The 24477-nt window shown below is 60.5% G+C and carries 22 protein-coding genes; 6 read left to right on the top strand and 16 right to left on the bottom strand.

Annotated features, from left to right (window positions below):
• The first annotated feature begins 46 nt into the window (after positions 1-46).
• Positions 47-955, top strand: coding sequence for an FAD:protein FMN transferase (locus FV139_RS16240; RefSeq protein ID WP_148069521.1), 909 nt, complete (start codon positions 47-49; stop codon positions 953-955).
• Here FV139_RS16240 and FV139_RS16235 read toward each other — a convergent pair.
• Positions 952-1710 (bottom strand): enoyl-CoA hydratase/isomerase family protein, encoded by a 759-nt coding sequence (locus FV139_RS16235; RefSeq protein ID WP_148069520.1) that lies wholly within the window; start codon positions 1708-1710, stop codon positions 952-954. The two genes, FV139_RS16240 and FV139_RS16235, sit on opposite strands and share 4 nt — an antisense overlap.
• A gap of 115 nt (positions 1711-1825) precedes the next feature.
• On the opposite strand from FV139_RS16235, the gene FV139_RS16230 reads away from it, so the two are divergent.
• The 3 genes from FV139_RS16230 to FV139_RS16220 all read left to right on the top strand — a co-directional run bounded on the left by FV139_RS16230 (position 1826) and on the right by FV139_RS16220 (position 4730).
• Entirely contained in the window at positions 1826-2398 is a 573-nt protein-coding gene (locus FV139_RS16230; RefSeq protein WP_148069519.1) for a DNA-3-methyladenine glycosylase I, read from the top strand.
• A gap of 163 nt (positions 2399-2561) precedes the next feature.
• A complete protein-coding gene (locus FV139_RS16225) occupies positions 2562-3836 on the top strand; it encodes a TetR/AcrR family transcriptional regulator (protein WP_148069518.1) in 1275 nt (424 codons plus the stop codon).
• Between the two features lie 30 nt (positions 3837-3866).
• Complete coding sequence (locus FV139_RS16220; protein WP_148069517.1) at positions 3867-4730, top strand: acyl-CoA thioesterase; 864 nt, start codon at positions 3867-3869, stop codon at positions 4728-4730.
• Positions 4731-4741: 11 nt separating this feature from the next.
• On the opposite strand, the gene FV139_RS16215 is transcribed toward FV139_RS16220, so the two are convergent.
• The 7 genes from FV139_RS16215 to FV139_RS16185 form a co-directional block, all read right to left on the bottom strand.
• Positions 4742-5293 carry a histidine phosphatase family protein gene (locus FV139_RS16215; RefSeq protein ID WP_148069516.1) on the bottom strand — a complete coding sequence of 184 codons (552 nt, stop codon included), beginning with the start codon at positions 5291-5293 and terminating at the stop codon, positions 4742-4744.
• The gene (locus FV139_RS16210) at positions 5290-5997 is read right to left on the bottom strand and encodes a histidine phosphatase family protein (protein ID WP_148069515.1); all 708 of its coding nucleotides are present in this window, start codon (positions 5995-5997) and stop codon (positions 5290-5292) included. The genes FV139_RS16215 and FV139_RS16210 overlap by 4 nt, the downstream gene beginning before the upstream one ends.
• Positions 5997-7769 (bottom strand): bifunctional isocitrate dehydrogenase kinase/phosphatase, encoded by a 1773-nt coding sequence (aceK, locus tag FV139_RS16205; RefSeq protein ID WP_235898682.1) that lies wholly within the window; start codon positions 7767-7769, stop codon positions 5997-5999. The genes FV139_RS16210 and aceK overlap by 1 nt, the downstream gene beginning before the upstream one ends.
• A gap of 11 nt (positions 7770-7780) precedes the next feature.
• Positions 7781-8572, bottom strand: coding sequence for an SDR family oxidoreductase (locus FV139_RS16200; RefSeq protein ID WP_148069514.1), 792 nt, complete (start codon positions 8570-8572; stop codon positions 7781-7783).
• Positions 8572-9612 carry an LLM class F420-dependent oxidoreductase gene (locus FV139_RS16195; protein ID WP_148069513.1) on the bottom strand — a complete coding sequence of 347 codons (1041 nt, stop codon included), beginning with the start codon at positions 9610-9612 and terminating at the stop codon, positions 8572-8574. Before FV139_RS16195 ends, FV139_RS16200 begins: the two co-directional genes overlap by 1 nt.
• 107 nt (positions 9613-9719) lie before the next feature.
• Positions 9720-10856, bottom strand: coding sequence for an acyl-CoA dehydrogenase family protein (locus FV139_RS16190; RefSeq protein ID WP_148069512.1), 1137 nt, complete (start codon positions 10854-10856; stop codon positions 9720-9722).
• Between the two features lie 19 nt (positions 10857-10875).
• Positions 10876-12054: an acyl-CoA dehydrogenase family protein gene (locus tag FV139_RS16185; protein ID WP_148069511.1), complete on the bottom strand. Its 1179-nt coding sequence runs from the start codon at positions 12052-12054 to the stop codon at positions 10876-10878.
• A 331-nt stretch (positions 12055-12385) separates the two neighbouring features.
• On the opposite strand from FV139_RS16185, the gene FV139_RS16180 reads away from it, so the two are divergent.
• Complete coding sequence (locus FV139_RS16180) at positions 12386-13291, top strand: hydroxymethylglutaryl-CoA lyase (protein ID WP_148069510.1); 906 nt, start codon at positions 12386-12388, stop codon at positions 13289-13291.
• 101 nt (positions 13292-13392) lie between these two features.
• On the opposite strand, the gene FV139_RS16175 is transcribed toward FV139_RS16180, so the two are convergent.
• Positions 13393-14475 carry a DUF2235 domain-containing protein gene (locus FV139_RS16175; RefSeq protein WP_148069509.1) on the bottom strand — a complete coding sequence of 361 codons (1083 nt, stop codon included), beginning with the start codon at positions 14473-14475 and terminating at the stop codon, positions 13393-13395.
• A gap of 437 nt (positions 14476-14912) precedes the next feature.
• On the opposite strand from FV139_RS16175, the gene FV139_RS16170 reads away from it, so the two are divergent.
• Complete coding sequence (locus FV139_RS16170) at positions 14913-16487, top strand: outer membrane protein assembly factor BamB family protein (RefSeq protein WP_148069508.1); 1575 nt, start codon at positions 14913-14915, stop codon at positions 16485-16487.
• Here FV139_RS16170 and FV139_RS16165 read toward each other — a convergent pair.
• The 7 genes from FV139_RS16165 to hrcA all read right to left on the bottom strand — a co-directional run bounded on the left by FV139_RS16165 (position 16461) and on the right by hrcA (position 24407).
• Positions 16461-17348, bottom strand: coding sequence for a TIGR01777 family oxidoreductase (locus FV139_RS16165; RefSeq protein WP_148069507.1), 888 nt, complete (start codon positions 17346-17348; stop codon positions 16461-16463). The two genes, FV139_RS16170 and FV139_RS16165, sit on opposite strands and share 27 nt — an antisense overlap.
• 158 nt (positions 17349-17506) lie before the next feature.
• The gene (gene trxA / locus FV139_RS16160; RefSeq protein ID WP_148069506.1) at positions 17507-18370 is read right to left on the bottom strand and encodes a thioredoxin; all 864 of its coding nucleotides are present in this window, start codon (positions 18368-18370) and stop codon (positions 17507-17509) included.
• 18 nt (positions 18371-18388) lie between these two features.
• Positions 18389-19228 carry a 4-hydroxy-tetrahydrodipicolinate reductase gene (dapB, locus tag FV139_RS16155; RefSeq protein ID WP_148069505.1) on the bottom strand — a complete coding sequence of 280 codons (840 nt, stop codon included), beginning with the start codon at positions 19226-19228 and terminating at the stop codon, positions 18389-18391.
• Complete coding sequence (gene dnaJ / locus FV139_RS16150) at positions 19225-20352, bottom strand: molecular chaperone DnaJ (protein WP_148069504.1); 1128 nt, start codon at positions 20350-20352, stop codon at positions 19225-19227. The genes dapB and dnaJ overlap by 4 nt, the downstream gene beginning before the upstream one ends.
• 163 nt (positions 20353-20515) lie before the next feature.
• Positions 20516-22447, bottom strand: a complete 1932-nt coding sequence (gene dnaK / locus FV139_RS16145; RefSeq protein ID WP_148069503.1) for a molecular chaperone DnaK — start codon at positions 22445-22447, stop codon at positions 20516-20518.
• Between the two features lie 167 nt (positions 22448-22614).
• Complete coding sequence (gene grpE, locus FV139_RS16140; RefSeq protein WP_148069502.1) at positions 22615-23184, bottom strand: nucleotide exchange factor GrpE; 570 nt, start codon at positions 23182-23184, stop codon at positions 22615-22617.
• Positions 23185-23372: 188 nt separating this feature from the next.
• Positions 23373-24407 carry a heat-inducible transcriptional repressor HrcA gene (gene hrcA, locus FV139_RS16135; RefSeq protein WP_148069501.1) on the bottom strand — a complete coding sequence of 345 codons (1035 nt, stop codon included), beginning with the start codon at positions 24405-24407 and terminating at the stop codon, positions 23373-23375.
• Positions 24408-24477 lie beyond the last annotated feature (70 nt).

Genomic DNA, 24477 nt, shown 5'->3' with positions numbered 1-24477 from the left:
GTAAATTCGTCATGAGTGCCACAGTTGGGGAGGCTTTCATTCCGCGATGCATGGATTGCTTGAGATTCGCTTTCACGTTATGGGCCGGGCGTGCCATCTTGCGGTGGCCGATAACCGCGGCGACGCTGCTGAGTTGCTGGACTCCGCTAAAATGGAACTACTGCGGCTCCAGGAGCGGTTTGACGTACACAACAGGGCGAGCCTGACAGCCTCACTTTCCAGGGCCGGTTCGCACTCGCTCGACCGGGAGGCCCTGGGGTTAATCAATCTTGTAGCCGCCCTACGACACAAAACCAATAACATTTTTGACCCTAGCATCCAGACTGTGAGCAATTTATGGCGCAGTACCGAGCAGCGCACTCCGCCAACACCTGAAGCAATCGATGCCGCACTGAGGACTTCAGGCTGGCAACACCTGGCTTTCAATGAATCGGGGATACAGACAGCCATCGACGGCCTACGTGTGAACCTGGCCAGCTGTCTATGCCCCTATGCGGTGGATCGGGTGTACAACCTGCTATCAACCGCAGGGGTTACTTCCGCCCTGATCGACCTGGACAAGGATGTTAGAACTATCGGTCGACAGCCAGACGGTTCCAACTGGCTGATCGGCTTACGGTACCCTCACGGCGCCCGCGCCGCCATCCACCGCCTTAAGCTCAACGGCCAGGCCCTCTCGTCAAGGGGCAACTTCGAGCGCCGCCTGCAACTCGACGGGGAAAATTTCAGCCGTACTTTCAGTCCGGTTGACGGCTACCCGGTGCCCGGGTTGCTATCTGTTTCGGTAGCCGCGAGCAGTTGTGTCGAAGCCGCGTCAGCGGCTAACGCAGGCCGCTGCCTGACCGAAGGCAACGCCATTCAGTGGCTCGAGGGCCTGGGGCTGCCCTGGCTGGGTATAGACAGGAAACTGGGTAGTCAGGGACCGCTTGCGCCACCCCTGACGTCAACACACTAGCAGCCCCGGAACCGGGGGGTTCTTTTCTCACGCTGGGCGGCGAAGCCCTCAACGAGGTCAGCTGACTCCCTGCACCGCGCCACCAGCACTTCAGCCTCGGCTGGGTCCAGGGTACCCAGCGCACTCTGGCCAATGAGTTGTTTCATCGCCCGTGCCGCCAGGGGCGCGAGACCAGCAAGGTTGTCTGCCAGCTTTTGCACCGTACTCGCAAACTCCTCTCGTGTTGCCACATAGTCGAGAAACCCCAGCTCTCTCATCGCATCGCTGTCCTGCTCCTCGGCAGCCATTAGCAATCGTTTTGATGCTGACACGCCCAACCGCTCGACGAAACGCTGAATTCCCCCAATCGGGTAGCAGAGGCCAATGGCAGCAGCAGGAACCCTGAGGCGCGTTCCTTCTATTCCCACCCGAAAGTCGCAACTCAGTGCCAGTTCCACACCTCCGCCAAACACATTGCCGTTGATGGCGGCCAGCGTCGGCATGGGGAGCGCAGCAATTCGGTCCGTGGTTTCCTGGAACAACTCACCAGAAATCCGTCCGCTGTTGAGTTCCTTCAGCGAGGCACCAGCACAGAAAGTGCGATCCCCCGCCCCACTGACTACCAGCACCCGCGGGGCCTCTTCTCCGACAAACCCCGAAAGTATGTCGCGAATACCCAGCAACTGCTCTTCGCCCAGCGAGTTGTGGCGCTCTGGCACATTGAGCGTCAATTGCCCTACCTCTCCGCGACGCTCGTACAGAATCGTGTCGGTCATTGCATTCCTCCTCAAAGCGCGCAATTCTCCCACAGTAACCCGGCGGCCACCACACAGGCTGGACACTCCCACGTGGCCGGAACATACTCCGGCCAACAGGCAAGGAGTACTATCCATGAAGCAGCGTTGTACCTGGTGCGGAGACGATCCCCTCTATGTTCAGTACCACGATACGGAATGGGGTGTGCCAGTGCGCGACGACAAGACCCTTTTTGAATTCCTGCTGCTCGAGGGTGCCCAGGCGGGCTTGTCGTGGATCACGGTACTCCGTAAACGAGAGGGCTACCGGCAGCAGTTCGCCGACTTCGACGCCGCTAAAGTCGCCCGACTGACCGACGCACAACTGGAAAAGCGGCTGCAGGATCCCGGTATCGTCCGCAACCGTCTCAAGGTATTCGGTGCCAGAACCAACGCCCGGGCATTTCTCGAAGTCCAGTCAGCCTTTGGCTCCTTCAGTGACTACATCTGGAGCTTTGTGGATGGGCAACCACTGCAGAATCAATGGAAAAGCATGAAGCAGGTCCCCGCCACGACTCCCCTCTCTGACAAAATCAGCAAGGACATGAAAAAGCGCGGCTTTACCTTTGTGGGGTCCACTATTATCTATGCACATATGCAGGCTACCGGGATGGTGAATGATCACACCGTAGACTGTTTCCGCCACCAGGAATGCGCCCGGCTCACCTGATACAGGCCAGCGAGTACAGGCCTGCGACCAAGGCCCAGTGCATCGTCAGACTGGACAGTCACAAAAAAAATACTTAAAGTTGAAATTTTAGACGGATAAGTATGCGCGCAGCTCCCCTGCGCACCACTTCGCGGTATAAGCCAGCCAGGAAGCCCAATTCGGCATGAGCCAGGAAAAACCCACTGCCTCACCCTTCAACCGTTCGGCGCAGCACGACGCCAAGCGGGCGGCCATCCTGTCCCAGGCGGCCAAGCTGTTCAATTACAAGGGCTCCCGCGCCACCACGCTGCAGGACATTGCCGCCACCCTCGGTCTCACCAAAACCAGCCTCTATTACTACGTCAAAACCAAGGAAGAGTTGATCTACCAGTGCTACATGGCTGCACTGCAACATCACCTTCGCCAGATGGATGCCATTGAGGAGCAGTACGACTCACCGCTGGAGCGAACCCGGGCCTTCTTCCTGTCCAGTTTCGATAATTGGCTTGCAGCCCAGGAGGGCCGCGGCCCACATATTGCCGCGCTGCTGGAGATCGCTTCGCTCAAAGGTCCTCACCGCAAGGAAGTCGAAGCCAGCTACATCGCCATGTTCAAGCGGCTGCGTCAGTATTTGCGCGACGGCGTCGCCGATGGCAGCCTGCGCCCCATGGAGTGCACCGCTGCCACCCGAGCCATTATCGGCTCGGTGGACTGGGTGTTCTCCTGGCTCCACAAGGTAGAGCGGAACCGGGTCCAGGAGACTGCCGAGCAGGCCTTCGATGTGCTGTGCCGGGGCCTTTACGCCGGCCGGGGAGATTATCGACCTGCGTCCCCCGCCGTTACCACGCCCGTTAGCCAGTATGTACACGGCTTCGACCGCGAAGAGCAGAACCGCTTGAAGCAGCAGGCCTTCTACAAGGCTGGCACCTGGTTCTTCAACAAGCAGGGCTTCAATGGCACCTCGCTGGACGAAATCGCAGAACATCTGAACGTCTCCAAGGGCGCGTTCTACTACCACATAAAGAACAAGGAAGACTTGCTCTACAGCTGCTATACCTACTCCCAGGATGCCATCGAACGGATCTATGACGAGGCTACCGCATTACCCGGATCGGGGCTGGAAAAGGTCGCCCACAGCTGTCGCCAGGTGTTTCACCTGCAGAATTCCGAAGAAGGCCCCCTGATCCGCTATAACACCATTACCGCCCTGCCGATGAAGCGCCGGCGGGAAATTCTGGAGCGTACCGACGCTTCCAGTGCCCGTTTTGGCAGCTTTATTCGCCAGGGAATCGACGACGGCAGTGTGCGCGAGGTCGACGTAAAAATCGCCCAGCAACTCATCGCCGGCGCCATTAATGCCTCTATGGAAATAGGACTCTGGCGCCGCGTAGATGACCTCGACAGCGCAGCCTATGACTATTTCGACATATTTTTGAATGGCCTGTTGCCGCGCGAATAGCGCACGCGGCACTGCGCACGGAGTTGTATTTTGAGTGAATTGCTGCAACAACTGATCAGGCTGCTGGAAGTCGAACGCATCGACAAATACCTGTTCATCGGCCGAAGCCCCAAATTCCCGCCTCGGGTGTTCGGTGGCCAGGTATTAGCACAGTCGCTTTATGCCGCCAGTCTCACCGTAGAGGGTGTCCGCCCGGCCCACTCCATGCACGCCTACTTCCTGCGCGGGGGCGACCCGTCCAAACAAATTGTGTATGAGGTGGACCCCATCCGGGACGGCGGCAGTTTCACTACACGCCGCGTAGTGGCCAAGCAGGATGGTAAGGCTATTTTTAACACCGCCATTTCATTCCACGAGCAGGAAGGTGGCCTCGAGCACCAGTCCCGCCCCCCGCAGGTCACTCCGCCGGAAGAGCTGGAAACCGATGCGGAGTTCTGGGAGCGACGGATGCGGGAGAAGCCCGGCTCCCACAATGAGGGGATGATCATGCACCCCATTGAACGGCGCTCGGCCAACCGGCGCAATTACGACAACCCTCAACCTGCTGAGCCAGTACAACACTGCTGGTTCCAGGTGCCAGGGGATATCGGGGACGATCCAACCCGTCACCAGATGCTGCTCGCCTACATGTCAGACTTCGCTCTGCTTGGTACGGCCATGCTGCCACACCCTTACACCGGGCATACCAAGGGTATGCAAACTGCGAGCCTGGACCACGCCATCTGGTTCCACCGCCCTGCCAGGGTAGACGACTACCTGCTGTACTCAATGGACAGCCCGAGCGCTAACGGCGGCCGGGGATTCAGCCGCGGCGAGTTCTATACCAGGGACGGTGTACTGGTGGCCTCCACCGCGCAGGAGTCCCTGCAAAGGACACCTCGCGCTGCGCCCTAGCGCCACAAATGTTAATTGACCTCGGTCTGCAGGCTGCGACCGAGGGACTCGAGGCGCAGCCTGCCTTGTTCCAGATGCAGTTCGGTGATGGAGGCATTATCCGGCCAGAAGCACAGCACTTCGCCCCTCTCCTGTGCTTCCGAAACCACCGCATTGATGACCAGGAAATGGGTGAAGATCACCGTCGGCCGCTCCAGGACCGAGAGGGCTTCCACGATATCCCGGCGCCAACGCCAGAGATCATCAGGCTGATCCGCCCATTGCTGTTGCATGAACCGTCGCAGCCACTGTTTGCGCTGGGCCATGGGCACCGGTGCCGGCACTTCGCGATACACAGGATCAATACGCACCGCTAGCCCCGTCGCATCCACCAGCGGCTGAGCCGTTTCGCGGGCACGCATCTTGGGGCTGCTGACCAGTTGCCACTGACTATCGACCTGCGAAGCCAGCTCAGCGGCGCTGTTGGCGGCCTGCTCCCACCCCAGCTCGCTCAGGCCCGGGTCCTCGTGTTGCCCCCACTCCGCCGCGGCCTCGCCGTGGCGCACCAGCAGTATCCGGGTCACCGGTAGCTCACCAGGTTCTCGTCTGACTCGCGCCCCATCATCTGCAGGAATGAGCGATCGTTGAAGTACGACAGGGAAACCTTGTCACCGCTGTAGAAAAGCTGGGTCACCGAGCAATTGAAGATGGGTTCGTAGAACTTGTAGGTGTGCTCGCCCCCAAGGCCAAGCACCTGCGCCACGATGGTCGCAATGGTTCCGCCCGAGGTGAACACGGCCACAGTCTTTCCGGCGCCCTGTTCGGCAATCAGGTCGCGGACAGCGCTACGCACACCTGTTGAGTAATCCTCCCAGCTCTGGATGTCGGGATGCTGACACGCGGGCGATACCCAGTAATTGAATACCGCCTCGATCACCTTCTGGTAGTCCTTGCTTTCGCGCAAGCCCTTGTCCATAAGTGCCCGCAGCCGATCATTGCTTGCGACCAGCTCCGGTACAAGGTGTTCCAGTTGCTCGTCATTGTTGACCTCGTTGAAGCGCGGATCCACATGGTGAGGCACAGTCTGAGCCTGGCTTGCGAGCGCCAGCTGGGCTGTTTCCCGTTGGCGCAGCAAGTTGCCACTGTAGGCTGCATCCAGGTGTATTCCGTGCAGGGCCAGATAGCGCCCCATGGCCGAGGCCTGCCGGCAACCGAGCTCAGACAGTTTGTCGTAATCGTCGGCCCCGAAAGACGCCTGGCCATGACGTATGAGATACAGCGTCGCCATTACACCGCCTCCCTGGCAGCGGCGTCTTCCCGGGGAAAACGCAATTTACGGCGATAGGGAAAGAAGTCTTCGATGTATCCCTCGCTGATTCGTCGTTGCAGTCCCTGCCAGAAGTCCACTTCGTAAATATCGCTGTGCATGGCGTCAAATACCTTTCGTGCGCGTTGGTTACCCGAGAAGAACAGGCGGAACTCTTCGGGAAAAATGTCGTTGGGGCCCACAGAGTACCAGGGCGTGCTGGCCAGTTCCTCGGCCTCGTTTCTCGGCTCGGGAATCTTGCGGAAGTTGCAGTCCATCAGCGGCTGGATCTCGTCATAGTCATAGAACACAACCCGGCCATGACGCGTCACCCCAAAATTTTTCAGCAACATGTCACCCGGGAAAATGTTGGCCGAGGCCAGCTGCTTGATGGCATTGCCATATTCATCCATGACCGCCGCCACCTGTTCGTCGGTGGCATCCTGCAGGTACAGGTTGAGGGGAATCATGCGTCTTTCGACATACACGTGCTTGATCACCAGCGCCTTGCCATGTTCTTCGATGAGCGAGGGGGCCACTTTGTGCAGCTCGGCCATCAATTCGTCAGAAAACCGCTCCCTGGCAAAGGCCAGGTTGGTGAATTCCTGGGTATCTGCCATGCGCCCCGCCCTGTCCCAGCGCTTAACCAGGCGGTACTTTTCCTTCACCTGCTCGTGGGTCATCTCCTTGGGTGGCGTAAACCGGTCCTTGATAATCTTGAAGACGAAGTCATAGGACGGCATGGTAAACACGCTCATTACCATGCCCTTGATTCCCGGGGCGATCATGAACTGATCGGAAGTGCGGGTCATGTGGCGGAATGCACAGCGGTGATAGTAGGTTTTACCGTGCTTGTTGTAACCCATGGCGCTGTATATTTCGGAGATTGGCTTGGCGGGCATCAACTGCTGCAAAAACAACACATACTGCGACGGGATACTCGCATCCACCATGAAATATGAGCGAGTGAAGCTGAACAGCACACTGCACTTGTCGGCCCCGAACAGAATCGTGTCCACAAACACTTCACTATCTGCCGACTGCATGAGAGGGAACACGATGGGCATGGAGTCGGAACCCGATACAATACGCCCTACAATGTAGGCACCCTTGTTGCGGAAAAAGTAATGTTCCAGCATCTGGAACTCTACGCCCTCGCGACCGATATCAAAGCGCGGGGCGAGAAAATCGTCGATGGCGTCAATAACAAAGCCAACATCCCGCTCGAGATCCTCGTAGGGAAGGCTGAAGGCATAATCTGCAAACAAGTCCCGCAGCAATTCCGCCAGCGTACCCGACAGCGGGTAGCGCCGGACCACCTTGCGGAAATCCGAGGGAGGCATGTCGCCCTGGGGTGAAAATACAAAGGCGTGCTCGTCGCGGATCTTGCGGTGCTTGAAAACCGCACAATACACCGAGTTAAAAAATGTCTCGGCCATCTCGAAATTGTTGTGCCCTTCGATCAGGCCGGCATACACTGCCTTGGTATCTGTCCAGAACTGAAAGTCACGCAGCTGGTCACCCGCGATCAGCTCCACAACATCCAGTACAGCCGTGGTTTTGTGCTTGTAAAGATCGATGCGATCTATCGAGGAAGCATGCATCCCGTGCCAATCGGCATTTTCAAAGCGGGTGCGAGCGGCCAGGGTGATGTTCTGGAATTCGGCGAAGTAGGACTCAAACCCGTTGAGAATGGAGCGGGCAAAGCGCTCCTTTTTCTCAATCTGGCTGACATCCGTCAACGCATCCGACATACCCGGTTCCGTCAGAGCTTCGGATTGCCGAACTTGCGACGCAGCTTGCGCATACCGCCTAGCCAGCGGTCATAGTTGGCCGCTTTATGGGCCCGGTACTCCACCACCTCTTTATGGGGCAGGATGAGGAACGCCTCCTCCTCGAGCCCTTCCACCACTGCCTGGGCGACAGCTTCCGGTGTAATCACACCATCGACCCCGGCGGTGCCGCCATCCTTGTTCTCACCAATCATGCGTGTGGCTACAGCCTGTGGGCAGAGCGCGGACACCTTGATACCGTCGTCGCCATGAGTAATGGCCAGGGCCTCGGCAAAGCCGATGGCGGCGTGTTTGGTGGTGGAGTAAGCCGCGTCACCCACCTGGTTAAGCAAGCCAGCCGCTGAGGCCGTGTTGAGGAAGTAGCCCTCTCCTCGCTCGATCATGCCCGGCAGGCAAGCGCGCGCAGCATAGACATGTGACATCACGTGAATGTCCCACATGGCCTGCCAGGTGCTGTTGGGCGCAGAGGTGGCCCACCAGGGCTCACCGTCACCCGCAATGATTCCCGCGTTGCTGCAAAACAGGTCGATGCGACCGTACTTCGCTTCCACCTCCAGTACCATGGCGGCGATCTGCTGCTCGTCGCGTACATCGACGCCGTAGGCATCACCGCCAATGGCTTCCGCTACCACCCGGGCGTTATCGCGCTCCAGGTCGGCAACAACGACCCGCTCGGCGCCCTCTGCGGCAAAGCGCTCACACAGGGCCTTGCCGATGCCGTTGGCGCCACCGGTAACGACGATGATCTTACCCGCCACCTGCATCAGAGCAGCTCCTGCGCAAACAGTTCGAGTACTTCCGTATCGTGCACACCGAGCAACATGGTTCCCACTTCACCGCGCTTACCCGCTTCCTTCCAGGGCGCCAGGCGTTCGATAATGCGCTCCTTCGGACCCACCAGGGCGACATCGTCCAGCAGCTCATTGGGTACGGCAGCCTCGGCCTCGGCCTTCTTGCCAGACAGGTACAGGTCCTGAATCTGCGCCGCCGCGTCGCCGTAGCCCAGGCGCGTCGCGTAGTCATTGTAGAAGTTCTTGTTCCGGGCACCCATGCCGCCAATGTAGAGTGCGAGCCAGGGCCGCAGGGAATCGTAGGCGGCGTCCAGGTCGTCGTTCATCGCCACTGAGACGAAAGGCGCGACATCGAAATCCTTGAGGCTCTTGCCGTTGCCGGCCTTGGCGAAGCCCTTCTCGATGTGCTCGCCCAGCACATCGAACTTGTTCGGGTCCATCCACACCGGGAAGACACCATCCGCCACTTCGCCGGCACAGCGCAGCCCGGCGGGGGTAATCGATGCAGTATAGATGGGGATGTCGGGGCTGCCGCTGAGGATGGACTTGAGGGGTTTCCCCAGCCCTGTCGTGCCCTCCCCCTTGTTCGGCAACTGGTACATCTCACCATCGAACTCAACCGGCCCGTCGCGCTCCATGATCTTGCGCATGATCTGAATGTACTCGCGGGTGCGTGTCACCGGCTTGCCATAGGGCACGCCGTGCCAGCCTTCCACCACCTGGGGGCCGGAAGCGCCAAGGCCCACAATAAACCGTCCGCCCGAAAGCTGGTCCAGCGACATTGCGGTCATCGCACACATGGCAGGCGTACGCGCCGGCATCTGCATAATGGCAGTACCGGTACGAATTTTGGTGGTATTGGCCAGAACCCAGGTCGCAGTGGTCACGGCATCATTGCCGTAGGCTTCAGCGGTCCATACGGAGTCGTATCCCATCGACTCCGCCTGTTTGATCAAATCCAGCGGGATGTGTATCTCTTTGCCTGAATAGCCGAGCAAAAATCCGAGTTTCATCGTTTTTCTCCGGAAAGCGCACCCGGTGGGTGCCGCGATATCACTGTGGGTGATCTACGTTACGCCTGTGGCCGGTTACGGGCAAATACCCGACGGCCACAGAGCATTCAACCGTAGCGCAGTTCGTCAAAAACCGCCTGGTGGAAGTCACCATTGCCAAAGGTCGCATTGATCATCATCAGGCGCTTGGCGTAATGGCCGATATCCAGTTCATCGGTGAGCCCCATGCCGCCATGCATCTGGATGGCTTCGCCGTAAACGAGCTTGCCTGCCCGGTCCACCATGACTTTCAGGGCGTGAACCGTAGCGGCTGCGGTATCAGCCCCCTCCTCGAGTTCACACACCGCGCGGTAAAGCAGGGATTTGGTCTGCTCGTAGGCCATGAAGGTATCCACCATGCGGTGTTGCAGGGCCTGGAAGCTGCCGATGGCAACGCCGAACTGTTTGCGGGTCTTGGTGTACTCCAGGGTCTTGGCATTGAGCTGGGACATGATCCCCAACGCTTCGGCTGCCAGGGCGATGATGGCTGCCTCAACCGTGGGTTCGATCAGGTCCATGGCGGCGCCCGCTTCGCCCAATAACTGCCCGGAACCCACCTGAACACTGTCCAGGGCGATATTAGCCACGGTCTGGCCATCCATCTGCTTGAAGGAAGTAATGGTCACACCGTCGGCACCCGCGGGCAGCAGGAACAGGCTGATACCCGCCCGGTCGTATTGCTCTCCGGCAGTGCGGGCACTGACAATCAGGGTATCGGCAGTGGCGCCATTGAATACCACCACCTTTTCACCACTGAGCCGGTAGCCGTCGCCCTCGGGCTCGGCGCGGGTCAGAACGTCACTCAGCTCAAAACGACTCTGGCGCTCCAGGTAGGCAAAAGCACCGAGACAGCTCCCCTCGATTACCCGCGGCAGGTAATCAGCCGCCAGTGCCGTATTGCCGCTGCGCTGCAGCAGGCCGCCGAACAGGAGTACAGTGGCCAGGTAAGGCTCCAGCACCAGCCCCTTCCCCAGTTCCTCCATCAGCAGCATCGTGTCCACCGGGCCGCCGCCAAAGCCGCCGTGCTCTTCGGCAAACGGTACCGACAGCCATCCCAACTCGGCGAACGTCTGCCACTGTTCGCGGCTGAAACCCTCTTCGGAATCTGCGATCGCCCGGCGAGTGTCAAAGTCGTAGCTGTCCTGCACGTAGCGCGCCACGCTGTCGCGGAGCATGGACTGTTCTTCAGTAAAGTCGAAATTCATGGTCTGTTATCCCTCGCGCTTACAGGCCCAGTACGGCCTTGGCAATGATGTTCTTTTGCACTTCGTTGGAGCCGCCATAGACAGTCGCGGCCCGGCCGTACATGTACGACTGCCGGGCAGCACTGCCGAAGCTGTGGCCCAGTTCCTCAGCACTGAGGTCGGTAGGGAGCACGCCCTGGTAATAGGCGGCGACTTCCATGCGCAACTCCTGGATGGCCTGCTGGAGTTCCGTTCCCTTGATCTTCAGCAACGAGGACTCCGCCCCGGGGGCACCGCCAGAGGCCACTGTCGCCAGTACCCGCAACTCGGTGAACTCCAGAGCCATCAATTCGATTTCGATATCCGAGAGGCGCTTGCGGAACAGGGGATCGTCGATCAGACGCTTGCCGCCGTTCACCTCGGCGGCCGCGGCGTCGCACACAGTCTGGAACCCGCGTTTGCTGTCGGCGACCTCGGCAATAGTGGTGCGCTCGTGGGCCAGCAACGCCTTGGCGTAGGTCCAGCCCTTGTTTTCCTCGCCGATACGGTTGGCAACAGGAACCCGCACATCATTGAACTCCACCTCGTTCAGGCTGTGGTGGTTGTCGATCGAGACAATCGGGTTGACCTTGATGCCGGGGGACTTCATGTCGATCAGCAGGAAGCTGATGCCCTCCTGCTTCTTGCCCTCGCTACTCGTGCGCACCAGGCAGAATATCCAGTCGGCGTATTGGGCGTAGGTCGTCCAGATCTTGGCGCCGTTCACCACGTATTCGTCGCCTTCCCGTACGGCCTTGGTCTTGAGGGAGGCCAGGTCGGAGCCGGAGCCGGGTTCCGAGTAACCCTGGCACCACCAGTCATCGCTACTGAGAATGCGCGGCAGGAAGCGGGACTTCTGTTCTTCGTTGCCAAAGGTATAGATGACCGGCGCCACCATGCGCAGCCCAAAGGGCACGACATCCCGGATACCGCGGGAGGCGCGCTCGGAATCGAAGATGTACTTCTGGGTGTGAGTCCAGCCAGTGCCACCGAACTCCTCCGGCCAGTTCGGCGCAATCCAGCCCTGCTCGAAAAGGCGCTTCTGCCAGTCGATCACTGCGTCCTTGAAGGTGTCCTTCCGCGCGAGCCGCGCCTGCAACTCGTCGTCATAAGCCTTGTCGAAGAAGGCCCTCACTTCATCGCGAAACGCGATGTCCTCTGGCGCGAAACGGGTATCCATGGAAATCTCCTGGCAGCTGGATTTGACTTTCAAGTATGTTTTTTATCAAACGGGCATGTACGATAGCGAGAAAGCTGGAGTGACACAAGACAGGATAGCTGTCAGGGCCTGCCAGAGCCGAGTAATTTCCCGCGCCGGGGTATAAGGCGGCGTCCGTACAACCCCGGGCACCGCGCCGAATCCAGCGCAAAAAACACGTCTCCGGAAGAGTATTTTCATCATATTTTTCAATGGGTTACCAGGCCGGATCCGCCAAGTCGACTCGATATCGAATAGCGAATACACTAGTGCGCCTGAATTCACCCTGTTTGTATCCCCTGGAGAAGCTTTCATGGCACTGCCAGCGCGCGTCCGAGTGGTTGAAGTTGGCCCCCGCGACGGGCTACAGAACGAGAAAAAGCCGGTAGCCACTTCCAGCAAGATCGAGTTGATCCGGCGCCTGGTCGACAGTGGCCTCGTTTACGTTGAAGCCGGGAGCTTTGTGAACCCGAAGTGGGTTCCACAAATGGCGGACAGCGAGGCGGTGTTTGGTTCCCTGGAGCGCAAACCGGGGGTTGTGTACGCAGCCCTCACGCCCAATCTCCAGGGCTTTGAACGCGCCATGGAGGCGCAGGCGGACGAAGTGGCCATCTTCGGCTCGGCGTCCGAGAGTTTCAGCCAGAAGAACATCAACTGCTCTGTCGAAGAAAGCATTGCTCGCTTCAAGCCGGTGGTGAAGGCGGCGCAGGACGCGGGCGTTCGCGTTCGCGGATACGTGTCGTGTGTGGTGGGGTGTCCCTACGAAGGGAAGATTGCCCCCGAGCCGGTCAGGCAGGTGAGTGAGGCGCTGCTGGAACTGGGTTGCTACGAAGTCTCGCTCGGCGACACCATCGGTGTCGGTACCCCCCGGGATTTCGAAACACTGCTCGAGGGGCTGTTACCCTCCATTGCCGCCGACTACCTGGCGGTGCATTGCCACGATACCTATGGCATGGCCATCGCCAATATTCTGACATCGCTGCAAATGGGCATCGCCGTTGTCGACAGCTCTGTCGCCGGTCTGGGCGGATGTCCCTACGCCAAGGGTGCAACGGGAAATGTCGCCACCGAGGATGTCGTCTATCTGCTCGATGGGCTGGGCATAGCACACGGGATCGACCTCCCCAAACTGGTCGCTACGGGGAGCTTCATCAGTGATTTACTCGGGCGGCCCAATAACTCCAAAGTGGGCTCCGCCCTGAGTGTCCGGTCAGCCTGATTGCGGACTGTAGCCGTCTGCCGGGAAGACGCTTCACGCCGCGGTGTGTTCAGTCTTCCTGGCTATAGAAGCCCTCAAACCACGTTTTCCAAGTGCCAGGCTCAACCGCGGATACGACCGATAGCGGCATCCGGCAGTCCTTCCACGTGAACACCCACCGGGTTTTTGGGCCGGTAACTGGTATCTGATCGATAGCGCTCCAGCACAGCTTCATCTACCCCTTCACCCCCGTTAGCGGTTTCTCCAATCGGACGGTAGTAGCGGTCGCTGGTGATACGGTAAAGGCCGGAGAGAAACTCCTCGTAGGAGTCGATTGCCTTGCCGGTGTAGTTGCGCCGGCTGACTTTTGGCAGATCAGTTGTTTTCAGCGCCAGGCCACAGGTGCCGGCCTTGTCCGCCATCCAGCGGAGGGTCAGGTTGGACAGCGTCCGGGTCTTGTAGCCACCCCCCACATTGGAATGGGCACCGACAAACCAGCGTTGTTCAACCGTCTGCCGCGGTTTCTCCTTCGGGTCCCACATCGTGGCGGCATAGTTCTCGCGATGCTCGTCGGTGGCCAGGGCATGGAACGCATTCTCGACGATGCTGCTGAGCTCTGTGTCGTGAAATTGATAATAGCGGCGATTGAACCAGTCGAAGGAGTTGACCGGAATACCCAAAGCACCCACGGTGTCCCAGACACCGAGAAACCTGACCCGCACCATTTGCGAAAACTGGGCACGGAAACGCGTCGCCGCCGGGGAATCCGCCCCCTCGTCGCGGGCCCGATACAGTTGGTAGGCTTCATTGATCAGCTCGTCGCGTTGCTTCTTGCCACCGCTCGTACGCTTGATCAGGCCCGCGTTACGCAAAAAGCCCACCAGGCTGCGGGCCGTGTAAGCACCGCGGGAAAACCCGATAATGAAAATATCGTCACCATCCTGGTAGTTGTCGACCAGCCAGGTATAGCCCTGGACCAGGTTGCGCGACAGCCCCACACCGAACACGCCGCCGGCGAGGCGGTTATACCACCGTGTCCCCACTCCCTTGTCGTACCATTTCAACTGCGTTCGCCCCTGCTGGGTCGTCGCGGCGCAAGCTTCGTAGAACAGCCTGACATTGGTATTGGTGTTACCGTCGATATCGCCGTTGTCGTCCGGCGTATTCCAGGTGCCGTCGAAGCTCACGAGCAAATTGCGTCCCATGTCGAATTTCCTTATTGAAGTGAAGACGTCCTGTCTAGAAAAGTAGCACGTGATCCGGCGCTTGCCCTGCCAAACTTGGCCAAAATCCAGGTTGTGGCGGCTACCTCTTCACCCTGGCCATCAGCATGCGGTGCGCGACTTCCCGTAAGCCCGGCATCGCGCAGGTGCTGGTATTCGCTAGGTTTTACGACCTTGCGAATGGGAGACTGCGCGATAATGAAGGCCAAGCGACCGGGCCGCAGCTCCGTTCGCCATAGTAGTCAATGAATCGAATCCCCTCATTGGCGATACAGTCAATGCGCAGTTCAGAATGCTGTTCAACGGCGCTGCTTATGGATCTATCCCACTGACGACTGACAGTGAAACGGAACTGTCGTGCTAGCCTCACTACAGCCATCAACACACGTTGTGTGGGCCCAATAAGAAAAGGAGGCAGGATGTCTGCTCGCGTAACGAAGTGGTTGGGAAACCCGGTTGTCATCAGCGCCGTGAGCCTTGTCGTGTTAATCAGCAGTACATCGAGCGTTGCCGGGAACAACTATTCACCTGGAGGCTGGCCGACTCTGCATAAGGACGCGGGCAATCGGCGCAGCAGCAGCGCCGCCGTTACCGGACGCGACTATAACCACTGGACAGCCCTCGCCGGTGCATCGGTGTTAACTGCTCCGGTAACCAGCCCAGACGGTCAACAGCTCTACCTGACCACGGGGCTCCCTCGAGGACATGCGAACCTGCACGCGGTCTCAATCGACGGTTCGGTGATCTGGGAAAGCAGTCCCTGGACTGATGCCGACCAGGGTGTCGACCCCTGCGCCATTCTCTCCAGCCCGATTGTGGACAGTAACGGTGACATTTACATCAGTGATTGCAACCAGCTGTTCGCGTTTGCATCCGATGGCACCCGCAAGTGGGTGACACCTCTGCCTGCGCTGCAAGAGGGTGATTGGGTCGCGGCCGGGGATCACCCGGTGAATGCATTTACTACTGCGGCCTTCACCGCGGATGGCGATGTGATGGGAGTCACCAATTTTGGTGACGTGGTGATTACTGACCGGGATGTTGGAGCGATACTGAACGCTCCCTTCCGGTTGCCCGCCGTGTTGGCACCCTATGCCAGCAAGCACAGGCTACCCGATAGCTTGCTAAGCGATGGACTGATGGATCCCGCCTTTCGCGAATGGGCGTGGCAGGTGATATTCGCCGGTAACATGCGCTCGGCCAATACACCGGCGGTATCCAGCGACGGGCGGATCTTTGTGGTTGGCAGCAGCAATGAATCAGGTATCGGCGCGCTGTTCGCACTGGATGTGGATAGCTCGGTACAACCATACGAAGTCAGTGTCGCCTTCAGCACCAGGATCGGTATCGGCAGTGGCTCGAGCCCCGCCCTGTCGCCGTCCGAGCAACAGGTCTACGTCAGCGACGAGGAAGGCTGGCTCTACGCGATAGACAGCGATTCAGGGAAAGTGGATTGGAAAGTGAAAACGGCTGCAGCGGCCGGAGCCGCTGCCGTCGGGCCCGACGGAACAGTCTATGCACTGCAGGAACACCCCGCCCCCGCCGTCATCGCCGTGAGCCCAAGGGGCGAGATCCTCTGGGAAAGTGATGCCAGCCCATTGCTCCGGGATTTACCCGGCAGTCTCATTCTGGGAGACCCTGTGGCGGTGGCCAACGGCAATCCTGCAGTCGCCGCGAACGCCATTCTGGTGCCCGTACTCTATGGCTACGCACTACCCTTTACCGCTATCAACCTGCCTTTCCGCTCCACGGTGATTGCTCTCGACCCACGCACCGGCAAAGCCACCGGGGAACTGGTCGACCTGGCCGATGACTCCTCCGGTATTACCGCCGTACTGCCGGATGGCACACTGGTCAATAGTCTCGGCAGCACCATTACCTCGGCCATCAGCCCGCTCAGGCCGATCTCCAACCTGCTCCTGCCGGAGCCGTTTTCGTTGCTTGAGCCGAGAGGAGGCGTCCAGGTTTCAGTCCCTGCCGATAACAGCCCGTAGCGCTGGCGCCAGCGAGGGAAACACAAAAGCATAACCTGAAGCCTGCAGCCTGACAGGCACTACCCTCTGCCCCTCTACCAGCAATTCGCTGGCCTCTCCCAGCATCACCTTCATCACACGCGCCGGTACACGAAATACCGCGGGACGTCGCAGTACTCCGGCGAGCGTCCTGGTGAACTCTTCGTTGGTAACGGGTTCAGGTGCCGTCAGGTTGAAAGCGCCGCGAAGGCCCGGCGAGTCAAGCAGGTGAAGGATCGCGCCCACCTCATCATTGATGTGTATCCAGGACATCCATTGGCGCCCGTCACCGATAGGGCCGCCCAGGCCCATCCTGAACGCGGGCAGCATTTTAGCCAGTGCCCCTCCCGCCCCCAGCACGATGCCCGTGCGAATCAGGCAGACCCGGGTCGAGGCAGACTCTGCCGCCAGCGCGGCCTGCTCCCAGTCGGAGCAAAGCTGGGCAGGGAAACAGGGAGCCTGCGCGGACTCCTCGTCCAGTTCTCCGTCCTGCTGGGAACCGTAGTAGCCCACTGCCGAACCGCTTACCAGAACCGACGGCGGGACCGTCCGCCCCGACATCCAGCGCACGAGTTCTTCCGTCGTTTCGATCCTGCTGGATCGCAAAAGCGCTTTACGTTTGGCGCTCCAGCGCCTGTCCACAATTGGCGCACCGGTCAGGTTGACGACTGCTTCGACATCGCCGGTTACATCCTCGAGTGCATTCACAGCAGTCACACCCGGCTGTACCGTCACCTCGTCCGGCTGGCGGCTGAGAATCACCACGCTATCACCACGCTCCATCAGCGCAGGTACCAGGGCCCGCCCAATGAAGCCGGTTCCACCGGTAATCAGAATTCGCATCTGCCTTCATCCTCGACATACCAGTCTTCGACACGCGCAGCCGCCGCGCGTGTTTACAGCATAGATGATGGTACGGAGAAAACGGGGAAGGCGATCATCGCGCGATGAGCGGAGCGGCACCGCGCGCTGATCAACAGGGGGCTTAGCGCCCCGGCGGATCAATACAGCAAGCTGTACAGTTTGCGCTGGTACTCCGCTGCCAGAGGATCACCTTTGCCCAGGCTGGCAATGGCGTCGAGGAAGGACTTCTTGGTCGCGCCGTCGGCGTGATTGAGGTCGCTGCGCAGGATCAGGAAAAGATTTTCCAGGGCGTCCTTGCTGTAACCGCTGCCGGAATAGGCAATGGCGAGCTGGGCCCGCAGGTCGTGGTTGTCTGGATCTGCATCCAGCTGCTGTTCCAGCGACTCGATCTCCGGGGATTTGGACGCTTCGCGCTTGAGGCTCACCTGGGCCTTGAGCTGTTCCCAGGTCGGGTCCTGGTCCGCCATGCGCACGGTATCCAGCACCTGCTCCGCCTCGTCCAGGCGCATGGCCTCAATCAGGCAGTGGGCATAGGCCAGGGTGATTTCATGCTCGTGACCGGACTCTTCCCAGGCCTGTCGCAGGGGAGTGAGAGCGGTGGCGAAGTCGCCGCTCGCCATGGCCTCCTGGGCCAGTTGCAGCAGGCCGTCCCAGGGTTTGGGCAGGTACTTGGCCAGCATTTCACGCACCTGGGCTTCAGACTGGGCACCGGCAAAACCGTCCACCGGCTGCCCACCCTGGATCACCATCACGGTGGGCAGGCTGCGCACGCCAAACTGCTGAGCAATCATCTGCTGCTGGTCGGCATTCACCTTGGCCAGCAGGAAAGCGCCATTGTACTCGTTGGCGATTTTCTCCAGCACCGGCATCAGTACCTTGCAGGGCTCGCACCAGTCGGCCCAGAAATCCACCACCACCGGGCGCTGGTGGGATTCCTCGATCAGCAGCTGGGCGGCATTGGTTTCGTCGATGTCGACAATAATATCGGCTGCGGCATTCATAACGTCTGTTTCCTCTGCTTACCGGGCCAACTGGCCGGCGTCCTCGCTATCCGCCTTCAGGCCCAGCACATCCTGCATATCGTAGAGACCCGGTTCCTTCGCCGCCAGCCAGCCGGCGGCGCGGACCGCCCCACGGGCGAAAGACATGCGGCTGGAGGCCTTGTGGGTAATCTCGATGCGCTCACCGTCGGCGGCAAACAGCACCGTGTGGTCGCCCACTACGTCGCCGGCACGCACCGTGGCAAAGCCGATGGTCTCCCGCTCACGGGCGCCGGTCTGGCCCTCACGGCCGTAGACGGCGACTTCTGCCAGGTCACGCCCCAGGGCATTGGCCACCACGCCACCCATGCTCAGGGCAGTGCCGGAGGGCGCATCGATCTTGTGCCGATGATGGGCTTCGATGATCTCGATATCCACGTCATCGCCCAGTACCCGGGCGGCCATGTCCAGCAACTTGAAGCAGAGGTTGACGCCGGTGCTGAAGTTGGAGGCCTTGCACACCGACGTCTTGCCGGCAGCAGCGTCTATCCGGGCCTGCTCGTCCGCAGTAAAACCGGTGGTCCCGATCACCACAGCCACCCCGTTTTCGGCACACAGGGCCACATTGGCCAGGGTCGCCGCGGGAACGGTGAAGTCGATCAGCACGTCGATATCGCCAATCACCTCCGCGAGATCGCCAGCGACGGCAACGCCGTTCTTGCCCAGACCCGCCAGTTCCCCGGCGTCAGCGCCGATCAGGCTGCTGTCCGGGCGCTCCAGCGCCGCAGCGAGTTGCACACCCTCGGCGGCGGCAACTGCCTCCACCAGGGTCCGGCCCATGCGTCCGGCGGCGCCGGTGATTCCTACTCGTACGGTCATGGCTTCATGTCTTCAAAGAAATTCTTCACACCCTCGAACCAGCTGCTCTGGCGGGGAGACTGGGAACCGCCGCCCTGACCCAGGCTGTCCTGGAACTCTTTCAGCAGTTCTTTCTGCTTCTTGCTCAGGTTGACCGGGGTTTCCACCACAGCCCGGCACAGCAGGTCGCCCACGCTGCCGCCACGCACCGGCTTCACACCCTTGCCGCGGAGGCGGAACAGCTTGCCGGTCTGGGTTTCGGCCGGGATCTTCAGTTTCACCCGGCCGTCCAGCGTCGGCACTTCCAGTTCGCCACCCAGGGCAGCGTCCACGAAGGTAATGGGCACTTCGCAGTACAGGTTCTTGCCGTCACGCTCGAAGATGGGGTGCTGGCGCACCGACATCTGCACGAACAGGTCGCCGGGCGGCCCACCATCGGGCCCCGCTTCGCCCTCTCCGGAAAGCCGGATGCGATCGCCGGTATCCACGCCAGGCGGCACCTTGACCGACAGGGTCTTGCTCTTTTCCACCCGGCCCTGGCCATGACAGCTGCGGCAGGGGTCGGAGATGGTCTTGCCGCGACCGCGGCAGCTGGGGCAGGTCTGTTGCACGGCAAACAGGCCCTGCTGCATGCGCACCTGGCCCATGCCACCACAGGTATTACAGGTAACCGGTGAGGAGCCTTTCTTCGCGCCCGAGCCGTCGCACTCTTCGCAACTGGCCAGGGTCGGCACACGGATTTCCACCGTGGTGCCACGCACCGCGTCTTCCAGGGTGATATCCAGGGTGTAGCGCAGGTCGGAACCGCGCTGGGGGCCGCCACGTCCGCGGCCACCACCGCCGCCAAAGATGTCGCCGAAGACATCGCCAAAAATGTCGCTGAAGCTGCCGCCGCCGAAGCCGCCACCGCCCATGTTCGGGTCCACGCCGGCGTGACCAAACTGGTCGTAGGCCGCGCGTTTCTCCTTGTTCATCAGCACATCGTAGGCCTCGGTGGCCTCCTTGAACTTGGCATCGGCATCGGGATCGTCGGGATTACGGTCCGGGTGGTATTTCATCGCCACCCGGCGGTAAGCCTTCTTGATATCCTTCTCATCGGTGCTGCGATCGACTCCAAGCACCTCGTAATAATCGCGTTTTGACATGTTCGGCCGTGGCCCCGGTTTACACCCTGTTTACAAATGACTACGCGGGCACATGTCCCGCGTCAATTCCACTGCCGGGCCAGTGTGCCGCGGCAAGTGGACAATTCAGCCCTCCAAAGCCCCGCCGTTGCTGACAACGGCAGGGCGTCGGGGGCGACAAGTTTTACTTCTTGTCGTCGTTCACTTCCTCGAACTCGGCATCGACCACGTCGTCGCCGGCGTCCTTCTGGCTCGACTCGCCACCCGCGGCGTCGGCTGCGCCTTCACCGGCAGCGGCCTGGGCCTGGTACATCTTCTGGGCAACCGGGCCGGTCGCTTCGGTCAGCTTGGTCGCTGCCGCATCGATGGCGTCCTTGTCGTCGCCCTTGATGGCTTCCTCGGCTTCGGAGATCGCCGCTTCGATGGCGGATTTCTCATCGTCCGTGGCGTGCTCGCCGGCTTCCTCGATGGTCTTCTTGGCAGCGTGGATCAGGCCTTCGCAGGTGTTGCGGGCAGTGATCAGCTCCTCGAACTTCTTGTCGGCCTCGGCGTTCACCTCGGCGTCGGCCACCATCTTCTCGATCTCTTCCTCGGACAGGCCGCCGGAGGCAGTGATACGGATGGACTGCTCCTTGCCGGTCGCCTTGTCTTTGGCGGACACGTTCAGGATGCCGTTGGCGTCCAGGTCGAAGGTCACCTCGATCTGGGGCATACCGCGGGGTGCCGGCGGGATGTCCGCCAGGTCGAAGCGGCCGAGGGACTTGTTGCCCGTGGCCTGCTTGCGCTCACCCTGTACCACGTGAATGGTCACGGCAGTCTGGTTGTCTTCCGCAGTGGAGAAGGTCTGCGATTTCTTGGTCGGAATCGTGGTGTTCTTCTCGATCAGCGGCGTGGCCACACCACCCATGGTTTCGATACCCAGGGTCAGCGGGGTCACGTCCAGCAGCAGCACGTCTTTCACGTCGCCGGACAGTACGGCGCCCTGGATGGCAGCACCCATGGCCACGGCTTCGTCCGGGTTCACGTCCTTGCGCGGCTCTTTGCCGAAGAAGTCGGCGACGACCTTCTGTACCATCGGCATGCGGGTCTGGCCGCCCACCAGGATCACTTCGTCGATTTCACTGGGGCTCAGGTCGGCGTCTTTCAGGGCCACCTTCACCGGCTCCATGGAGCGGGTCACCAGCTCTTCAACCAGGGATTCCAGCTTGGAGCGGGACAGCTTCACAACCAGGTGCTTCGGCCCGGTGGCGTCGGCAGTGATGTAAGGCAGGTTCACTTCCGTCTGCTGGGAGCTGGACAGTTCGATCTTGGCCTTTTCGGCAGCTTCTTTCAGGCGCTGCAGGGCCAGCGGATCGTTGTGCAGGTCGATACCGCTCTCTTTCTTGAACTCGGCCGCCAGGTACTCGATCAGGCGCATGTCGAAGTCTTCACCACCGAGGAAGGTGTCACCGTTTGTGGCCAGCACTTCGAACTGGTGCTCGCCGTCCACTTCGGCAATCTCGATGATGGAGATATCGAAGGTACCACCACCCAGGTCGTAAACCGCCACGGTACGGTCGCCCTTGGCCTTGTCCATGCCGTAGGCCAGCGCTGCCGCGGTGGGCTCGTTGATGATGCGCTTCACTTCCAGACCGGCGATCTTGCCGGCGTCCTTGGTGGCCTGGCGCTGGGAGTCGTTGAAGTAGGCCGGCACGGTGATCACCGCGGCGTCGACCTTCTCGCCCAGGTATTCCTCGGCGGTTTTCTTCATTTTGCGCAGGACTTCAGCAGACACCTGGGGCGGCGCCATCTTGTTGTCCTTCACCTGGACCCAGGCATCGCCATTGTCGGCCTCGATGATCTTGTAGGGGACCATCTTGATGTCTTTCTGGACGACATCGTCCTTGAACTTGCGGCCGATCAGGCGCTTCACCGCGAACAGGGTGTTCTGCGGGTTGGTCACTGCCTGGCGCTTGGCGCTCTGGCCCACCAGGATCTCACCGTCTTCCGTGTAGGCGACGATGGAGGGGGTCGTGCGGTCGCCCTCTGAATTCTCAATCACTTTGGCCTGAGTGCCGTCCAGCACGGATACACACGAGTTGGTGGTACCCAGGTCAATACCGATAATCTTGCCCATTGTTGTTCCTCCTTCTATGGCCGGCTCTGCCAGCCATGTTGAATGCGATGTTCTCTATATTGGCGCTATCTGCTGCTTTTCAATGGGGTCAGAGCCCTTTTTGGCGCCATTCCGGCGCGCTCTGCCACATTCCGCCATCAAAAAGGGCTCTGACCCCTTTTTACTTTTTACTTGCTCACCATCACCATGGCCGGGCGCACCAGCCGCTCGTTGAGGGTGTAGCCCTTCTGCATCACCGCAATCACGGTATTGGGCTCGACCTCGGGGTTTTCCACCATGCTCATGGCCTGGTGCAGCTGCGGATCGAAGGGCTCGCCCTGGGGGTCCACCGGCTCGATCTTGAAGCGCTTGAGCACGTCCAGCAGGCTCTTGAGGGTCAGTTCCACACCCTCGACCAGGGCAGTTGACTGAGGCTCCTCAACGCCCGATACCAGGGCGCGCTCGAGGTTGTCCACCACCGGCAGCAACTCCTTGGCGAAGCCTTCCAGGGCGAACTTGCGGGCCTTCTCGACGTCCATCTCGGCGCGACGCTGGATGTTCTGGGCGTCGGCCTGGGCGCGCAGGGCCACGTCACGGAGTTGGGTCAACTCCTCCTGCAACTTGGCGAACTGCTCCTCCTCCGTGGGCTCATCGGCCTCGGTGGATTCCGCTGCGGCAACGGCTTCGGGGGATTCAGGTGCTTCCGGGGCCTCGGCTACCGGGTCGATATCTGGCTGTTTCGGGTCTTGATCGGCCACGATCTCACTCCATTACTGGCATTATCGTTACAAATACGTCTGGCGAGCGGCGCAGCCGGCCACCCGCTGTCAAAAGTTACGCTTGGGATGTGGGGCCGGGACCCCGGGAATTCAAGGGCTGATGTTAACCCCGGATTGAAACCACTGGTGGGCCGCTTGTGAGCCGTCAGTGAGCTGCTAGCGAGCCGCTAGTGAGAAAGTGCCGACGACAGCATCCGCGCGGTGATATCGACGATGGGAATCACCCGCTCATAGGCCATGCGGGTAGGGCCGATCACCCCCAGCACCCCCAGGGTGCGGGCGCCGTCCGTGTAGGGCGCGGTGATGACGCTGTAGTCCCCGAACACCTCGTACCCGGCTTCCTCACCGATGAAAATCTGCACCCCCTCAGCCCGGGAGCAGCGCTCCAGCAGGTGCAGCAGGTCCTTTTTCTGCTCGAAAGCGTCGAACAGCTCCCGCAGCCGGTCCAGCTCACCGGGGGTGGCGTTACCCAACAGGCGGGATTCCCCCGCCACCAGGTATTCGTCGTCGCCCTCATCCTGGTCCAGGGCCTTGCTGGCCAGGTCCAGGGCAGCCTGCAGATAGGTGTCGATGCGGCTGCGCGCCTCTTCCATCTCCCGCAGGATGCGATTCTGCACCGCCGACAGGGGCTGGCCGGCAAAACGCTGGTTCACCAGGCGGGCGGCCTCACGTAACTCCTCTTCACTGAAGGGCCGCTGGGTGTGGATGATACGGTTCTGCACCTCGCGCTCGTTCACCACCAGGATCACCAGCACGCGATTGCCCGACAGGGGCAGGAACTCCACCTGTCGCAACTGGCTGGCCTCTGGGCGCGGTACGGTAATCAGCCCGGCGTGAGCGGTGATGGATGACACCAGGTTGGAGGCGGACTGCACCAGTTCGCCCGCCGAGCGGTCCGGATTGAGCTCCTCCCGGAGGATGCGAATAGCGTCCAGTTCCAGAGGCTGTACCTGCAGCAACTGGTCGACAAACAGGCGGTAACCGGCGGCGGTGGGCACCCGCCCGGCAGAGGTATGGGGTGAATGCAGGTAGCCGAGCTCCTCCAGGTCAGACATGACATTGCGCACGGTTGCCGCGCTCACCGGCAACCCGGCCTCCTCCAGCAAGGTGCGCGAGCCCACGGGCTGGCCGTCGCGGATGTGCCGCTGTACCAGGGCCTTCAACAGGGTGCGCGCGCGGTCTGAAAGTTCGGGTGCTGCCATGGGATCTCGCTGCTATCTACGCCCCGATTTGTATCACAGGGTCAGGAATTTACAAAGTGGCAGCAAGACG

Source organism: Parahaliea maris (genome assembly GCF_008064665.1).
Classification (GTDB): domain Bacteria; phylum Pseudomonadota; class Gammaproteobacteria; order Pseudomonadales; family Halieaceae; genus Parahaliea; species Parahaliea maris.
The sequence above is the reverse complement of the archived record's forward strand: the minus strand, read 5'-3'. Positions and strand labels throughout refer to the sequence as shown.

What these genes read in the sequence shown, in the direction of transcription:
- FV139_RS16175 (WP_148069509.1), bottom strand. Translation starts at nt 14,475, where the DNA reads ATGGGACGCAATTTGCTCGTGAGCTTCGACGGCACCTGGAATACGCCG.
- FV139_RS16210 (WP_148069515.1), bottom strand. Translation starts at nt 5,997, where the DNA reads ATGGCGACGCTGTATCTCATACGTCATGGCCAGGCGTCTTTCGGGGCC.
- FV139_RS16180 (WP_148069510.1), top strand. Translation starts at nt 12,386, where the DNA reads ATGGCACTGCCAGCGCGCGTCCGAGTGGTTGAAGTTGGCCCCCGCGAC.
- FV139_RS16190 (WP_148069512.1), bottom strand. Translation starts at nt 10,856, where the DNA reads ATGAATTTCGACTTTACTGAAGAACAGTCCATGCTCCGCGACAGCGTG.
- FV139_RS16225 (WP_148069518.1), top strand. Translation starts at nt 2,562, where the DNA reads ATGAGCCAGGAAAAACCCACTGCCTCACCCTTCAACCGTTCGGCGCAG.
- dnaK (WP_148069503.1), bottom strand. Translation starts at nt 22,447, where the DNA reads ATGGGCAAGATTATCGGTATTGACCTGGGTACCACCAACTCGTGTGTA.
- trxA (WP_148069506.1), bottom strand. Translation starts at nt 18,370, where the DNA reads ATGAATGCCGCAGCCGATATTATTGTCGACATCGACGAAACCAATGCC.
- FV139_RS16165 (WP_148069507.1), bottom strand. Translation starts at nt 17,348, where the DNA reads ATGCGAATTCTGATTACCGGTGGAACCGGCTTCATTGGGCGGGCCCTG.
- FV139_RS16235 (WP_148069520.1), bottom strand. Translation starts at nt 1,710, where the DNA reads ATGACCGACACGATTCTGTACGAGCGTCGCGGAGAGGTAGGGCAATTG.
- FV139_RS16230 (WP_148069519.1), top strand. Translation starts at nt 1,826, where the DNA reads ATGAAGCAGCGTTGTACCTGGTGCGGAGACGATCCCCTCTATGTTCAG.
- FV139_RS16195 (WP_148069513.1), bottom strand. Translation starts at nt 9,612, where the DNA reads ATGAAACTCGGATTTTTGCTCGGCTATTCAGGCAAAGAGATACACATC.
- dnaJ (WP_148069504.1), bottom strand. Translation starts at nt 20,352, where the DNA reads ATGTCAAAACGCGATTATTACGAGGTGCTTGGAGTCGATCGCAGCACC.
- FV139_RS16240 (WP_148069521.1), top strand. Translation starts at nt 47, where the DNA reads ATGCATGGATTGCTTGAGATTCGCTTTCACGTTATGGGCCGGGCGTGC.
- FV139_RS16170 (WP_148069508.1), top strand. Translation starts at nt 14,913, where the DNA reads ATGTCTGCTCGCGTAACGAAGTGGTTGGGAAACCCGGTTGTCATCAGC.
- dapB (WP_148069505.1), bottom strand. Translation starts at nt 19,228, where the DNA reads ATGACCGTACGAGTAGGAATCACCGGCGCCGCCGGACGCATGGGCCGG.
- FV139_RS16185 (WP_148069511.1), bottom strand. Translation starts at nt 12,054, where the DNA reads ATGGATACCCGTTTCGCGCCAGAGGACATCGCGTTTCGCGATGAAGTG.
- hrcA (WP_148069501.1), bottom strand. Translation starts at nt 24,407, where the DNA reads ATGGCAGCACCCGAACTTTCAGACCGCGCGCGCACCCTGTTGAAGGCC.
- aceK (WP_235898682.1), bottom strand. Translation starts at nt 7,769, where the DNA reads ATGTCGGATGCGTTGACGGATGTCAGCCAGATTGAGAAAAAGGAGCGC.
- FV139_RS16200 (WP_148069514.1), bottom strand. Translation starts at nt 8,572, where the DNA reads ATGCAGGTGGCGGGTAAGATCATCGTCGTTACCGGTGGCGCCAACGGC.